The sequence below is a fragment of the Vibrio chagasii genome, from assembly GCF_002954585.1.
Lineage (GTDB): Bacteria > Pseudomonadota > Gammaproteobacteria > Enterobacterales > Vibrionaceae > Vibrio > Vibrio chagasii_A.
Map to the genome: position 1 here is coordinate 1,671,472 of NZ_MSCI01000001.1, position 13,845 is coordinate 1,685,316.

The following is a 13,845-nucleotide window of genomic DNA, read 5'->3' on the forward strand; positions in this document are numbered from 1 at the left end:
GCAGCTATTCGCTATTGAGCGATACCATATAGGGCTATTTCTTTGGAAAAGATGTGATTATGTCAGATGAAAAACTCGCACTAGAGTGGATGCGCCAACAGGCACACAAAGTAGACCCATACGTTATTAATCCATCGTTTGATGAGTGCGTTGAGCTGCTTGATCCTGCTTTTAAGAAGGGCAAAAGTGTTGCGCAGCTAAAGTATCTGTTATCAGAAGCGGATCGTAGGGCTGGCGCGGCGGAACGTAAGCATGCGGCTTTAAAATACGCCAAAGAGAAAAGCCCAAATGCTGGTCAAATCTTGCGACTGCAAAGCAAGCTGCAACAAGTTCAGTTGGCTCTCAAGCTTGCCACTGGCGACAACAACATGACCATATCCCAGTTCTGTGCGGAGTATGAAGTCTCTAAGCGTGATGGCAATACAGCATGGAATGAGAAGCTGGTAGAGCAGAATAAAAGAAGATAATAAAACAACAAGAGATACTTAAATGAGCCTTTTAAACTGGCTCATTTTCGTTGTGCGCTTGAGAAAACCTGTCAAGGATGAATATTATCGAGCTGACCGACTACGTTTACCTTTAAATTTATCTTGCTTCACAACATACAACTTCCATTTTAAGTGATTAAAGTGCTAGCTAATCAGATAAGTCACCTATTATTTTTTGGTTGTGCTCTAAATCGTGTTTTTGGTGAACTATTGGATTTATGTTTGTTTGCTTTAGGGCCCTCGGCTTCCAAGGCAAGTTTAAGAATACCAATTATACACTTTGTTATTTGATAATAAATTATCGTAAAACAATAATACCTTCTTGCTCTGAGTTTGATTTGCTTTTAGTATTTAACCTGTCAACTTAACAGGAACATTAACTATGCCTAACATCCAAAAACAAAGCCGACGTGTCCGCATGCTATTGCAGTCCTTTCTTGTACTTACTCCTATCATGGTGTGCTACTTTTGGTTGACCGTTGAAACCCCCTATGACTTTATAAGTTCGACAGGTATTTTTTATCTCACTTATGACATCGGGAGTTACACGATGTTGCCGCTTACTATGACAACAAGAATGGTGGCTGCGTTCACAAGCTTAGCGATGTCTAGCATCTTGATATATGCCCTAATGGTGCTGATACGTTTATTTCGTAACTATGAACGAGGCGAAATTTTTTCACTAGAAAATGCAATGTCTTACCAGAAGCTCGGGTATAGCTTGTTCTATTGGGTATTCGGCTCCGTTGTCTATGGTTCATTGATGTCAGTGATTTTGTCGTTCAATAATCCACCCGGAGAGCGTATCTTTGCGATTAGTTTTGAGGGAATGGATTTTTTGACCCTGATAGTAGGTATGTTCATTTTAATCATCTCATGGGTGATGAAAGAAGGTTATATTCTGGCTGATGAGCACAGCCAAACGATTTAAAGGACTTGTCATGACTATCCGCATTAATTTAGACATTATGATGGCCAAGCGAAAAATGCGATTAAAGACATTGGCACAAGAGGTTGGGATTACTGAAGCCAACCTGTCGGTGTTAAAGAATGGCAAGGCCAAAGCGGTAAGGCTATCGACACTAGACAAGTTGTGTGAAGTGTTAGACTGCCAACCGGGTGACATATTGGAATTTGAAGCGAACATTCATCAAGAGAGCGCAACTGCCGAATAGCGAGTTCGTAAATCGTCTTCCCTTATGAAAACAATGAGTCTCGAAATTATTCGAGACTCATTCGCTCCAAACTAAACAGGCTCTCCAGCCTCGTCTTCTTCAACGATATCTTTTTCTAAACTCGCCTCTGCCAACCATTTCTTTATCGACGGACTATTCAACACACGTTGTTGATACTGTTGGGCTTTATCCGAAAGCTTGATGCCGTAGGTTTCGACTCGCAGTGCTACAGGTGCAAACATCGCATCGGCAATCGACCATTCTCCAAATAACCAGCCTTCTGGGTATCGCTCCATTTGCTCAGACCAAATGGCATCGATGCGAGCGATATCTTTCTGGGCACCTTCACTCAAAACCAGCTTTCTTTTGGCTCGGCAGTTCATTGGTAATTCATTTCTGATGTTGAAAAAACCAGAATGCATTTCTGCCGAGATAGCTCGGGCTAACGCGCGCTCTGCAACGGATGTTGGCCAGGCAGTGCCGTTTAGGTAGGCATCATTAACGTATTCGAGAATGGCGAGTGAATCCCACACTGCAACGTCACCATCAACCAGAGTCGGCACTTTTGCAGTTGGTGTCACTTTTGCTAACGTGTCATAAAAATATTGGGTGAACAGCTTAAGTTTGATGACGTCTGCGTTGAGGTTGTAATGAGTGAATATTAGCCATGCGCGCAGTGACCAAGTGGAGTAGTTCTGATTAGCGATATAAAGCTGCATAAATGCTTCCTTGCGTTTGGTGGGTATGCATTTGAGCTTAAGGGATTGTATTACGGCGCACTAACGGATAATTTTGATGCAATACATTAATAAAAACGATGGGTGGTGATTTCAATATGGATATTGATGCGTTGCGAGGCTTTCTCGCGTTTGTGGAGACCAGCAGTTTTACACGTGCTGCGAAGCAGATTAATCGCACCCAATCGGCCTTTAGTGCTCAGATGCGTAAGTTAGAGGAAGAACTGAACGTCACCCTGTTTCAAAAGGAAGGGCGCAACCTGGTTTTGACTGAAGCGGGCTTGGCATTGCGTGCCCATGCTGAGCAGCTCGTCGCACTCCACAATACGGCATTGAAACAAGTGAAGCGTTATGAAGACAAACAGCCTCTGCGATTAGGTTGCCCTGAAGACTATAACGACAGCATCTTGCCGAACGTGATTAAGCTGTTGCAGAACGCGGAACCCACGTGCTCCATTCAGATATTTAGCTTGCCGAGCATTACGCTTAGAGAGTGGCTTGATGATGGTCGGCTTGATGCTGCGATTGTGACCCGCGCTCCCGGTAGTGAAGAGGGATATTGGCTAACCAATGATGTGGGCGTTTGGATAAGCAGTCCTGATTTTGTGTTTGATGATTCTAAACCTGTCCCACTTGCTCTGTTCCAGACGGATTGTAAATATCATGCTGCGGCGGTGAATGGTTTAACTAAACAAGACACGCGATACCAGCTTTTGGCTTGTAGTAATACGGCTTCAGCGCAGCGTGCAATCGTCAAAGCGGGGTTAGCAATTGGTGCGATGGGCAAGCTCAGTGTCACGCCTGATTTGAAGATTCTCGACGACATGCCACCGTTACCTGCGGTAGACATCGTACTGTTGCTCGCGAGTAAGCATCATCCAGTATTGGACAAAGAGGTACTCAATCAGCTGGTTGAATTGGATTCTAATTAGCTCTTGCTCGGTGAGATGCATTGAGTTCGAGAGCGAACAATAAATAGAAAGGCCGAGAACATTGCGTTTCTCGGCCTTGTTTTTATGGAAGAGAGCGAATTATGAGAGCTTAAATTTACTCAGTTCTCCGTGTAAATCTCCGGCTTTTACTGTCAGCTCATTACTGATTTCTACCGAGGATGTCATGGTGTCCATCACTTCCACGGCGGTGTCGTTAATGATGACGACATTACGGTTAATCTCTTCAGATACTGAACTTTGCTCTTCAGCTGCAGAAGCGATTTGATTGTTCATGTCGTTGATGACTTCAATGGCTTGGTTAATCTCAGACAGCGCCAAATGAGCGGCTTGAGTTTCGCCTTTGGTATCATTCGCTTGCTTTTGACTTTGCTCCATCAAGACCACGATAGATTGGGTCTCTTGCTCTAGGCGAGCTAGCATCGAACGGATCTCTTCGGTCGAACCTTGGGTACGGTTTGCTAGGTTACGTACTTCATCGGCCACCACGGCAAAGCCTCGTCCTGCTTCGCCTGCGCGTGCAGCTTCAATGGCAGCATTCAGAGCAAGCAAGTTAGTTTGTTCTGCAATACCACCAATTTCGCTCAAAATGCCTTGAATCGCAGTGCTCGAATCGACTAAGTTTTGCGTTTGTTGCTGCGCATCATTCACCTGAACTGCCAAGCTATCAACCGCGCTGGCAGCATTGTCCATGCGTGTCATGCCGTTAAGGCTATTACTTTGTACTTGGCTTGCTGCGGCAGCGGCTTGCACGGCTGAGTTGGCCACTTCTTGCGCAGTTGCACTCATCTCATTGATTGCAGTGGCGAGTGAGTTCACTTCGTTTACTTGAGCGTTCAACTGGTCACGAGATACCTCTGCACGCGCTTGGCCTTCAGTCGCGTTTTTATCGACTTGGTCTGCTGTCGCCATTACAGTAAGTAGCATCTCTTGTATACGAGATAGGAAGGTATTAAACCAGTGAGCCAGTTGTGCGGTCTCATCTTTCCCTTTTACTTCGATGCGGTAGGTTAAATCGCCTTCGCCTTGTGCGGCATCTTTGAATCGCTCTACCAAGTTATTGAGAACTTTGCCCAGAGAGTTGGCGATCAATGCCATCGATATGATGCCTAGAAGAACGGCGACGATCCCCGCCCACACACCTTTTTCAAGCGCTTTCGAATTCTGTTCATCACTCCACTGGGTGTACTCGTCGACACTTTTTGCAAGGTGACTACTGGGAACCGACACCATGACTACCCACGGTGCGTCGCTGGTCTCGATAGCCGTTATGGCGTACTCTTCACCACCAAACGTCACCAGCCCAGCCCCAGACCGTTTCGCGATAGACTGAACACGCGACCACTCTTTTTCTAGCGCTGGTGAGACTTTTTTACCCACCATGTTTCCAGCACTGCTGTTGGCTAGGGTAATACCTTTCCATGAAGTGATAAGGATTCTACCTTGTCCGTCGAATAGCTGACGAGCAAGACCTTCACTCTGGCTTTGCAGTTCATGAAGTGACAAATCGAAGCCAAGTGAGCCGATGATCTTACCGTTCTGTTTGATTGGCTGGCTGATAGTAGTAATAAGTTCTTGCTTACCACGAACCGGATAGAAGTACGGTTCCATTACGAATGTTTTACCGGTTTGATAAGGCATTAAGTGCCAGTCGTCTTTGCGTTCGCCATTACTGTTTAACTCGGTATTGCTGAAGCTCTCCATTGCGACCGCATCAAAGCTGTTTTGGTCATTGGGAGAGAAGAAAGGGGCAAGATAGCCCTGACTATTAAAGCCTAATTCACTGTTCAAGCTGATCTCGCCATTGATATCGGTTTGTCGTGGCCAAGTTTTGTTTTCCCACACCATGTAGCCAGCAAATACGGCTTTGTTTTGTGCTTCTAGTGCGGCAGTGAACTGTTTAACGATAAGGTCTGCGCTAGCGTCAGTTTCTGAACTTAACTCTATGATTGAACGTGCTTGTGTTAAGTTGGCGAGTACCGGGTTAAGTTGGTTGGAAATGTTCAACCCTTGCTGAAGTGCCGTATTCTGTAAATCGGTTGTCGTAGCGTCGGTTAACTGGAGTTTTACTTTCTCTGTGACTTGTTTGTTCACATCAGTAAAAGCGCTAGTGGTCATGCCCATTGCGATCAACAGGGTGAAAGCCATCGCTCCGCCTGCACTCACCGCAATTCGCGTTCGTATACTGTTAAACATATGATCTCTCTAGCTAAATAGTGTTAGTTTTGCAGAGATTTTAAACAAGATAAGTGAACGGAAAATGCAAAAAAATGAACACAAAAAGAATAGGAAGATCAAAAATATAAACAAGATTGCATAATGTGCAGTTTTGGCCTTGGTCGCAACGCTTAGAGAACGATCAAAATCATCATTTAGCAATTGCTAACTTTCTGTATTTATTAGTTTTAATGATACCTAAATGAGTTCAATGTTTTAGCAAGGCAGCGATTCTTATTTTCGAGTTTGTGACCGCGAGTCTATTACTCATTATATGACGAGGGTCACAATTAATTTTATCTACCCTAGTGGATGACCACTCTTTTTATAAGTAATTTGAAGAGGGAATGCGTTGTCTTAGATTGCCCGTGTTGTTTTGCTTTTTTTCTTCGGTGGCCTAACGTGGCGCGACAAAATACGACTTCGTTCTTGTTTCACTTCCGTTAGTTTTCTCCATGACCACAAACGCACTCGTGCTTCTTTAGCGCTAGCTTCGAGATCGATGACTGGATTAAGGTAAGGGGAATCTAGTTCAAGCTCATGCATCATGACTTCCATTGGCGTCATCTTCCAAGGCTCAAACAGAAGTGGAGTGGGTATATCTGAAAGTTCTGGTACCCATTTTCGGATGAAGTCTCCATCAGAATCGTGTTCTTGGGCTTGCTTTGTTGGGTTGTAAATACGGATGGTGTTGATGCCCGTTACCCCAGCTTGCATTTGAAACTGTGGATAATGAATGCCGGGTTCAAAATCGAGGAACAGCCGGGCTAAATGAGTGACACCATCACGCCAGTCCATGTTCATATGGTGAGTGAGAAAGCTCACTAGCATTGAGCGCATGCGGAAATTAATGTACCCAGTATGATGCAGGCAGCGCATACAGGCATCTACCAATGGCACCCCGGTCAACCCCATCTTCCATGCCTGAAGAAGTGTAGAATCTTTTACCGTTTCTTTTTGTAAGAGCGCTTCATAGGCGTGATTGATACAGCGATATTCCATCGCGCATTCCGATTCAAATTTCTGCATGAAATGACAGTGCCAGTGGAGCCTTGAGGAGAGCGCAATCAAGCTGCGACGAAATCCCGCGACCTGCCAGTGCCCCAATAGGTGTTGATAAACCTCACGCAGCGATATGTTACCCCAAGCCAAATATGGAGATAGACGTGTACAGGCATGTCGCGAGGCTTCAGGACTTGAGATGCTGCGGTAGTAATCTCGACCACGGCGCTCAAAGAAGTCGTGTAACGTTTCCCATGCCAGTGCACTTCCACCCGTTTGTATACCGTTAACTTTGGTTAACCATGCTTGTGGAGGTTCCATAGCGAGTTCAAGCTCTTCAGCATCAAGGGTATGTAGTGATTCTGCAGTTAATTGACTTTCTTCGATGGGAGCACGCATCACGCTGTTCCAATGCTTGTCCCAACCGACTCTATCTTTCGACCCTCTCACGACAGCGCCCTGTGCGAACTCTTGCCATGGGATGTTGTGCTCTTTAAGCCAAGCAGAAAGTTGCATGTCGCGCTTAAAGGTGCAATTTAATCCTATCTCTTGGTGAGAGAAGACATTTTTTATGTGGTAACGAGATTGAATCGCTTCAAAGCAGTCCATTGCACTGCCATAAAGTATTGAGACCTGATGTCCGTACGCCTTCAGTGACAGGTTCATGCATTGTAGAGACTGCCAAACAAACCGCCAATGTCGCTCAGAATAGTGGGCATTGTTTAGCAGCATGGGTTCGAAAATGTAGATCAATATCGTGGGGTGTTGATCTGATAAAGCGTGTTGTAAAGGTGCGTGGTCGGTGAGCCTTAAATCGCGCTTTAGCCACACTACGTTGATTGTTTGCATCTGAGCCCTCTTTCGTTTTGGAGCATTACGAGTCAGAGAGCAAAATGTCTCACTAGAAGTGAATTTTATTTTCGATAATGAAAGGTCAAGCTATGAGCGCCTGTGTTCATTATCAGAGAATGCCTAAGCTTTTTAGTTTTCGATAAATCGTATTACGGCTGATGCCAAGTATGCGTGAAGTTTTGCTGATGTTGCCTTGGTTGGCTTGATAGGTTTGCAACAAGGTTTCTTCAACGGTGCTTCTTAAATCAGCATTTGGCTTACCTTCGATGATACGAGAAGCAGTAACCTGATGACGGTTATCTTGAGCTAAAGAGGTGAGGTGCTGAGCAAGGTGGCTTGGCACATGCTCGAGTGTGAGCAGCGGTTCATCACTCGCTAGTAGAGCGGCGACTTTAAGTAAGTTGTCTAATTCTCGGATGTTGCCCGGCCAAGAATAGGCGCACAATAAACTCATTAGGTGCGGGCAAATAGACTGTTCAGCCTCGGAGTATTTACGATGAATGTGTTCGATTAAGGCATGCTTATCTTGTCGCTGTTGCAAGCTTGGCAAGGTAAAGGCTAAGCCATTTAGTCTGTAATACAGGTCTTGCCTAAATTCACCGGTTGTGACTAACTGCTCGAGGTTTTTGTGAGTTGCGGCGATGATCTGGCAATCGACTTGATAGCTTTGATTGGAACCAACTGGCACCACGGATTTATCTTGCAGAACATGCAGTAGTCGGCACTGAGTCTCTAACGGCATATCAGCTATTTCATCCAAGAATAAGATCCCTTTGTCTGCTTGACGGATCTTCCCTTGAAAACCTTGTTTGTTTGCGCCAGTAAAAGCCCCCGGTGCGTAACCAAACAGTTCAGATTCGATAAGATCTTTAGGCAGCGCACCACAATTTACCGCTACTAGGGGCGATGATTTACGCTGGCTTTGCTTGTGTAACGCCTTAACAAACTCGCCCTTGCCGACGCCTGTTTCACCAAGGATTAATAGGCTAATGCCTTTGTCGATAACCTTATTGGCCTGCTGCCAAGCGTGTTCTATCTTTTGCTCACCATGGTGTAAATCACACGATGCGGAAAGAGAGCGTGTGCGCTTGGCTGTTGGGCGTTTGAGATGCTGTTTTTCAAACACAAAGGGGGCATCTATTGAAGTTTGGTTGAAGAGGGTATCGATACTCTCACCGACGATTGAGGTTTGATCTAAAAGTTGAGAGGCGACCTGATTGTGCGCGACCACCTCTCCAGCTCCATTGGCTATTACAATCCCTTGCCAACCACTGTGAAGTAGTGATTTATCGCACGCGAGATCAATACGAGTCGTGCCTTGTGGGATATGACTCAATAGCTGATTCTCAATAAGCTGAACCATGTTTTGAACGAGCAGCTGTACCGAACTGTCGTGTTGTTGCTGCTCGCTGGTAATGTCCAATACGCCAACCATGTTCCCTTGGTGATCAAACACAGGGCTTGCTGAACAACTGATAAACCTGTGCTGGTGGATGAAGTGCTGCTCACCAATGATGGTCACGGGTTTGGCTTCCACGATCGCCGTGCCAATGGCGTTGGTGCCTTTGAGTTGTTCCTGCCAACACGCACCAGAGCTGAGTGCTATCGAAGTCAGTTTTTCCTTAAACCGCTCTTGTCCCCAACTCGCCAGAATCACCCCTTCAATGTCGGTCAAGATTAAACGACTGTCTGTGCGTGCAAACATCTGATTGAACAGAGGCAGCGCATTGCGCTCGACGATTTGAATCAAGCTTGATGACTGATGACGTCGCTGCTTAAGAATCGACTGTGGTAGGCGAATATCTTCGGGAAGACGTCTCTGTTTTAGCCCCGCTTTTGTGCTGCGGTGCCAAGAAGATGAAAGCCAATCTGATGTGTTTGCTTGTTGAAGGTGCATGACTGTTCCATGTCGTAACAGTGAGAGTGTACCAAATTGAAACAGTTGAACACTGGAGTGGTTTCCATACGGCCGTTCAATGCCAACTCACTTTGGGTTGTAAATGTTTGGTAATCATAGTTTTACAATTTACTAACAACAAGTTTTGAGGTTATGGCGTGTGATTTGCGTTGTTCTTGTTGTGAAGAAAGCACGAAGCATCAGTGTTTTAAACAGAAACAATAAACATGGGCGTCTTGTTATGAGTTCTTTTCTCAGGATAAGTCGCCAAAAAATAAGACAGCTCTCGCTTAATAACGAACAACACATCTAAGAAGGATCGAACTATGATTTACGCACAGCCGGGTAGTGACAACGCAGTGGTGAACTTTAAAGCTCAATACGATAACTTTATCGGTGGTGAGTGGGTGAAGCCTGTCAGCGGCGAGTATTTTGATAACACTTCCCCAGTGAATGGTCAGGTGTATTGCCAAGTGGCGCGCTCAAATGAAGCAGACATTAGCTTGGCGCTCGATGCGGCACATGCAGCTCGTGCAAGTTGGGCGGCGACCAGTGTTGCTGAACGTTCTAACATCCTACTTAAAATTGCTGACCGTATTGAAGCGAACCTAGAAGAGATCGCAGTTGCTGAAACATGGGAAAATGGCAAACCAGTTCGTGAAACCTTAGCCGCAGACATTCCATTAGTTGTCGATCACTTCCGTTACTTTGCAGGCTGTATTCGAGCACAAGAAGGCAGCGCAGCCGAGCTCGATTCAAACACCGCTAGCTACCATTTCCCTGAGCCAATTGGCGTAGTCGGTCAGATCATTCCTTGGAATTTCCCAATCTTAATGGCGGCTTGGAAACTGGCACCTGCTTTAGCCGCAGGTTGTTGTGTGGTGATGAAGCCTGCCGAGCAAACACCAACATCTATTTTGGTTATGATGGAGAAGATCGCCGACCTTCTGCCGGCTGGTGTAGTCAACATCGTGAATGGTTTTGGTAGTGAAGCGGGGCAAGCCTTAGCGACTAGCGATCGCATTGCTAAGTTAGCATTTACAGGCTCAACTGAGGTCGGTCACCATATTCTAAAGTGTGCGGCTGAGAGCTTGATTCCATCAACGGTAGAATTGGGTGGTAAGTCACCGAACATCTACTTCCCAGATATCTTTGATCATGAAGATGAATATCTCGATAAGTGTGTTGAAGGTATGTTGCTGGCGTTTTTTAACCAAGGTGAAGTGTGTACTTGTCCTTCTCGTGTGCTGATTCATGAATCGGTCTACGACAAGTTCATTACGAAAGTGGTCGAGCGTGCTCAAACCATCAAGCAAGGCAACCCGCTAGATACGGACACTCAGGTTGGCGCACAAGCCTCTCAAGAGCAGTTTGATAAGATTCTCAGCTACTTAGAAATTGGTCGCCAAGAGGGTGCGAAAGTTCTAACTGGTGGTGAAATTGCGCAGCAACCGGATGATCTAGGCAATGGTTACTACATTCAACCGACCATGCTCGAAGGCAACAATAAGATGCGTGTCTTCCAAGAAGAGATCTTTGGCCCAGTTATCGCGGTGACTACCTTTAAAGATGAAGCAGAAGCGCTAGAGATTGCCAACGATACCGAATATGGCTTGGGCGCAGGTGTATGGACGCGTGATGCAAACCTTGCTTACCGCATGGGTCGTAATATCGAAGCGGGCCGTATCTGGGTTAACTGTTACCATGCTTACCCAGCACATGCAGCGTTTGGCGGATATAAGAAATCAGGTATTGGTCGTGAGACACATAAGATGATGCTCGATCACTACCAAAACACTAAGAACCTGCTGATCAGCTACGATACTAATCCGCTTGGCTTTTTTTGATTAAACAAAAATGTACTCAGGGGACTATTTGGACTCAATACAAAGCGCCGTATCAACGGCGCTTTTTTCCATTTTATTACCCCGTTCCTTAATGCTCTGACTCACTTTTTTGCAGTGTAATCGAGTCGAGTTCACCTAAATGTTTTACAAACAATTCGAGTAGTTTGGGCTGTCTAGGGTGGTATGCACTCAGTAGTACCATCTTCCGGTTGTATTTCTTGTTGGTTATTGGTGTGATGGTGATGTGTTCATCAAAGAGTTCCAAGCCAGGCCAGACTGGAACAATTGATACTCCAACCTCTTCCACCACCAGTTGAGCAATCGCCTCAAGGGAATCCAGGTCAAAAATGGTATTTTTAGTCATCCCCGTGTCGTTCATGAATCGTTCCGACATCTGCCCGCCCCAACAGGTAGGGTCATATCTAATATAAGCGTTGTTATCGAGTATACTTGCAATAGAGCCTTGAATCGTTTTGTTATGAATTAACGCAAGAGGCTCATTTCTCAGTTCTCTACATTGCAATGTTTTTGGAATGACAGAGGGAGGGGCAACGATAATCGCTGCATCAAGGTCGCCATTGATAAGGCTCCGATTTAAATCGATAGAATTCCCAGGAATGATATGAAATTTTGCCTGTGGCGCAACTTCCCGAATGGACTTGAGAGTCGATGGGATAAACGCGGTTAATGACGTTGAGTTAGCCCCCACTCTTAACGTGCCATCTAATCCCGACCCTTGTGCAACTTCAATAAGATCACGAGTCTCCCTGATAATCGATTTTGCTTTGGGGACAACCGCCAAACAGGCATATGTGGCCTGAACAGTGCTTCCAGCTCGTCTAAACAGCTTACAATTAAACTCGCCCTCTAATGCTTGAATCCTTTGACTGATGGCTGCCGGTGTTATGCCTTGGGCACGGGCTGCAGCGGCTATTGACCCTTCCTCTACGACTGCGACAAGGCTTTCAAGAAATCGAGTGTCCATAGGTTTCCTTACGAATGAATATATAAAAACTTAGTTTTTCTATTTTTATGTGGTGAGTAAACTAGCTACAACGACGACTTAAGTCTAGAGTCGATGTCACTTTAAAAGGGATCTTAAATGAATTTTGATTTGTGGTTTGCGTTTTTGATGGCGTGCATTGTTTTAGCTGTTTCTCCTGGTGCAGGGGCCGTGAATATGATGTCAATAACAATGAAATACGGCTTTCGTCGAAGCTTGATTTCAAACATTGGGTTACAAGTTGGGAATATGTTCAATATTGCGATAGTTGGTGTTGGACTTGGTGCTGTTCTTGCCCAATCAGAGGTTGCGTTTATTGCTATAAAGTGGGTCGGGGCATTCTACTTAATTTATTTAGGTATCAAGAAGTTTACCGAGACGGTGGATAATACAGATTACAAAGAACACCAGCAGAAAGTAAGTGGCTTGAAAATGTTTTGTCAGTCAGTGATTGTCAACGTTACCAATCCTAAAAGTATTGTTTTCCTTGTTGCTCTTTTGCCCCAGTTTATTGTGTCAAGCAGTCCCCATGTAGAGCAGATACTAGTGCTAGGCAGTACTTTACTTACCGTCGATATGCTTGTGATGTGTGCTTATGCATTATTAGCTAGTCGGTTGAGCGGATTGGTTAAGAATCGCCGTCATATGATTGTGCAAAACCGTATTTTCGGCAGTGTATTTATTGGTACAGGCAGTTTATTAGCGATGGCTGGACGAAGCTAATATGGGCTTTAAAGGATATGATGAGTTTATTGATTTACTTAACTCAGATATTGCCTCTTTGAAAGCGCCTATTAATGGCGCTTTTTTCATGGTGTAAACTTCTCGAACAAACTTTTTATTATTCGCTTTTAGAAAAGAAGACTTCTGGCTTATGAGTAGGCCCTGAATTGCCTTCGAGTTGAGTCAGTTCCAAACCTTGTTTGCCGACCAAAGAAGCGACCATCTGACGGTTGAACGGGTAGTTCTCTGTGTTGTTGATGAACTCTTCTACATCTACCCATTTGGCTTCCGCAATTTCATCCGTGTCTTGAATCGCAATCTCTTGAGTTTGAGCTATCAGGTGGCAAACAAAGTAGAGGTTCGATTTGCCAAACTGATATGGGTGGCGCGTTGCCATGCCAACTACCGATACAAACTCTGCTTTGATGCCAGTCTCTTCCATGGTCTCTCTAACCACAGACTCTTCAATACTTTCGCCTAGTTCAATGTGGCCGCCAGGTAATTTATAGCCCGTCATACCATGTTCTTTGATAATTAGTACTTGGTTGTGTTCATTGGTGATCAATGCGCCAGCACCCAAGGTGTGAGTGGGAATAAAAGGCACAAATTCAACAATCTCGGATTTGTGAATCAGCGTAATTTCGTCCTCTAGGCAGTTGTGGAACACAAAACCAAGTTCAGTCGCTACAGGGATAAGGTGTGATAATGCAATTGGTAAGCTGATCCAAATGATGCCTTTGTTGTTTTGCTTTGAAAATTCGGTGATCTTGTTGAGTTCAGCATGGAATGAGTCAACATCATATGTGACTGTTGCTGGATTGATGATGATGCCGTTAAATTTATCGAGCGTAAATTCCACAGATGATCCTTTATGGTTTTGATTTATTAAATGTCGAGAATTTGGTCAGCTTATATCATCTTAGGTGTCGATAACACTCTAATCATTAAAGGATA

Annotated in this window: 12 protein-coding genes; 6 read left to right on the top strand and 6 right to left on the bottom strand. The window is 45.0% G+C overall.

Translation table 11 applies throughout. The features are described 5' to 3' along the window. Positions 1 to 59 precede the first annotated feature (59 nt). From BTO10_RS07710 to BTO10_RS07720, 3 genes are all read left to right on the top strand, one after another. Positions 60 to 467: a hypothetical protein gene (locus BTO10_RS07710; RefSeq protein WP_004737521.1), complete on the top strand. Its 408-nt coding sequence runs from the start codon at positions 60 to 62 to the stop codon at positions 465 to 467. A gap of 403 nt (positions 468 to 870) precedes the next feature. Then, a complete protein-coding gene (locus BTO10_RS07715) occupies positions 871 to 1,419 on the top strand; it encodes a DUF2975 domain-containing protein (protein ID WP_105024150.1) in 549 nt (182 codons plus the stop codon). A gap of 10 nt (positions 1,420 to 1,429) precedes the next feature. After that, positions 1,430 to 1,663 carry a helix-turn-helix domain-containing protein gene (locus BTO10_RS07720; RefSeq protein ID WP_105024151.1) on the top strand — a complete coding sequence of 78 codons (234 nt, stop codon included), beginning with the start codon at positions 1,430 to 1,432 and terminating at the stop codon, positions 1,661 to 1,663. Between the two features lie 71 nt (positions 1,664 to 1,734). Here BTO10_RS07720 and BTO10_RS07725 read toward each other — a convergent pair whose 3' ends face one another. Then, entirely contained in the window at positions 1,735 to 2,382 is a 648-nt protein-coding gene (locus tag BTO10_RS07725; protein ID WP_105024152.1) for a glutathione S-transferase family protein, read from the bottom strand. 98 nt (positions 2,383 to 2,480) lie between these two features. Between BTO10_RS07725 and BTO10_RS07730 the strand changes: the two genes are divergently transcribed. After that, positions 2,481 to 3,332 carry a LysR family transcriptional regulator gene (locus BTO10_RS07730; protein WP_105024153.1) on the top strand — a complete coding sequence of 284 codons (852 nt, stop codon included), beginning with the start codon at positions 2,481 to 2,483 and terminating at the stop codon, positions 3,330 to 3,332. Between the two features lie 99 nt (positions 3,333 to 3,431). Here the strand turns inward: BTO10_RS07730 and BTO10_RS07735 are convergent, their stop codons facing one another. The 3 genes from BTO10_RS07735 to BTO10_RS07745 all read right to left on the bottom strand — a co-directional run bounded on the left by BTO10_RS07735 (position 3,432) and on the right by BTO10_RS07745 (position 9,318). Further along, positions 3,432 to 5,546 (bottom strand): methyl-accepting chemotaxis protein, encoded by a 2,115-nt coding sequence (locus BTO10_RS07735; RefSeq protein ID WP_105024154.1) that lies wholly within the window; start codon positions 5,544 to 5,546, stop codon positions 3,432 to 3,434. A 378-nt stretch (positions 5,547 to 5,924) separates the two neighbouring features. Next, positions 5,925 to 7,418 carry a cryptochrome/deoxyribodipyrimidine photo-lyase family protein gene (locus tag BTO10_RS07740; protein WP_105024155.1) on the bottom strand — a complete coding sequence of 498 codons (1,494 nt, stop codon included), beginning with the start codon at positions 7,416 to 7,418 and terminating at the stop codon, positions 5,925 to 5,927. Between the two features lie 112 nt (positions 7,419 to 7,530). Beyond that, positions 7,531 to 9,318 carry a sigma-54-dependent Fis family transcriptional regulator gene (locus BTO10_RS07745; protein WP_105024156.1) on the bottom strand — a complete coding sequence of 596 codons (1,788 nt, stop codon included), beginning with the start codon at positions 9,316 to 9,318 and terminating at the stop codon, positions 7,531 to 7,533. Between the two features lie 326 nt (positions 9,319 to 9,644). On the opposite strand from BTO10_RS07745, the gene exaC reads away from it, so the two are divergent. Next, on the top strand, positions 9,645 to 11,165 hold the full coding sequence (gene exaC / locus BTO10_RS07750) for an acetaldehyde dehydrogenase ExaC (protein ID WP_105024157.1): 1,521 nt from the start codon (positions 9,645 to 9,647) through the stop codon (positions 11,163 to 11,165). A gap of 88 nt (positions 11,166 to 11,253) precedes the next feature. On the opposite strand, the gene BTO10_RS07755 is transcribed toward exaC, so the two are convergent. Beyond that, positions 11,254 to 12,150, bottom strand: coding sequence for a LysR family transcriptional regulator (locus tag BTO10_RS07755; RefSeq protein WP_105024158.1), 897 nt, complete (start codon positions 12,148 to 12,150; stop codon positions 11,254 to 11,256). 117 nt (positions 12,151 to 12,267) lie between these two features. Here BTO10_RS07755 and rhtB point away from each other — a divergent pair, with 117 nt between their 5' ends. Continuing rightward, entirely contained in the window at positions 12,268 to 12,891 is a 624-nt protein-coding gene (gene rhtB, locus BTO10_RS07760; RefSeq protein WP_105024159.1) for a homoserine/homoserine lactone efflux protein, read from the top strand. Positions 12,892 to 13,009: 118 nt separating this feature from the next. Here the strand turns inward: rhtB and BTO10_RS07765 are convergent, their stop codons facing one another. After that, a complete protein-coding gene (locus tag BTO10_RS07765) occupies positions 13,010 to 13,750 on the bottom strand; it encodes an NUDIX hydrolase (protein WP_004737533.1) in 741 nt (246 codons plus the stop codon). Positions 13,751 to 13,845 lie beyond the last annotated feature (95 nt).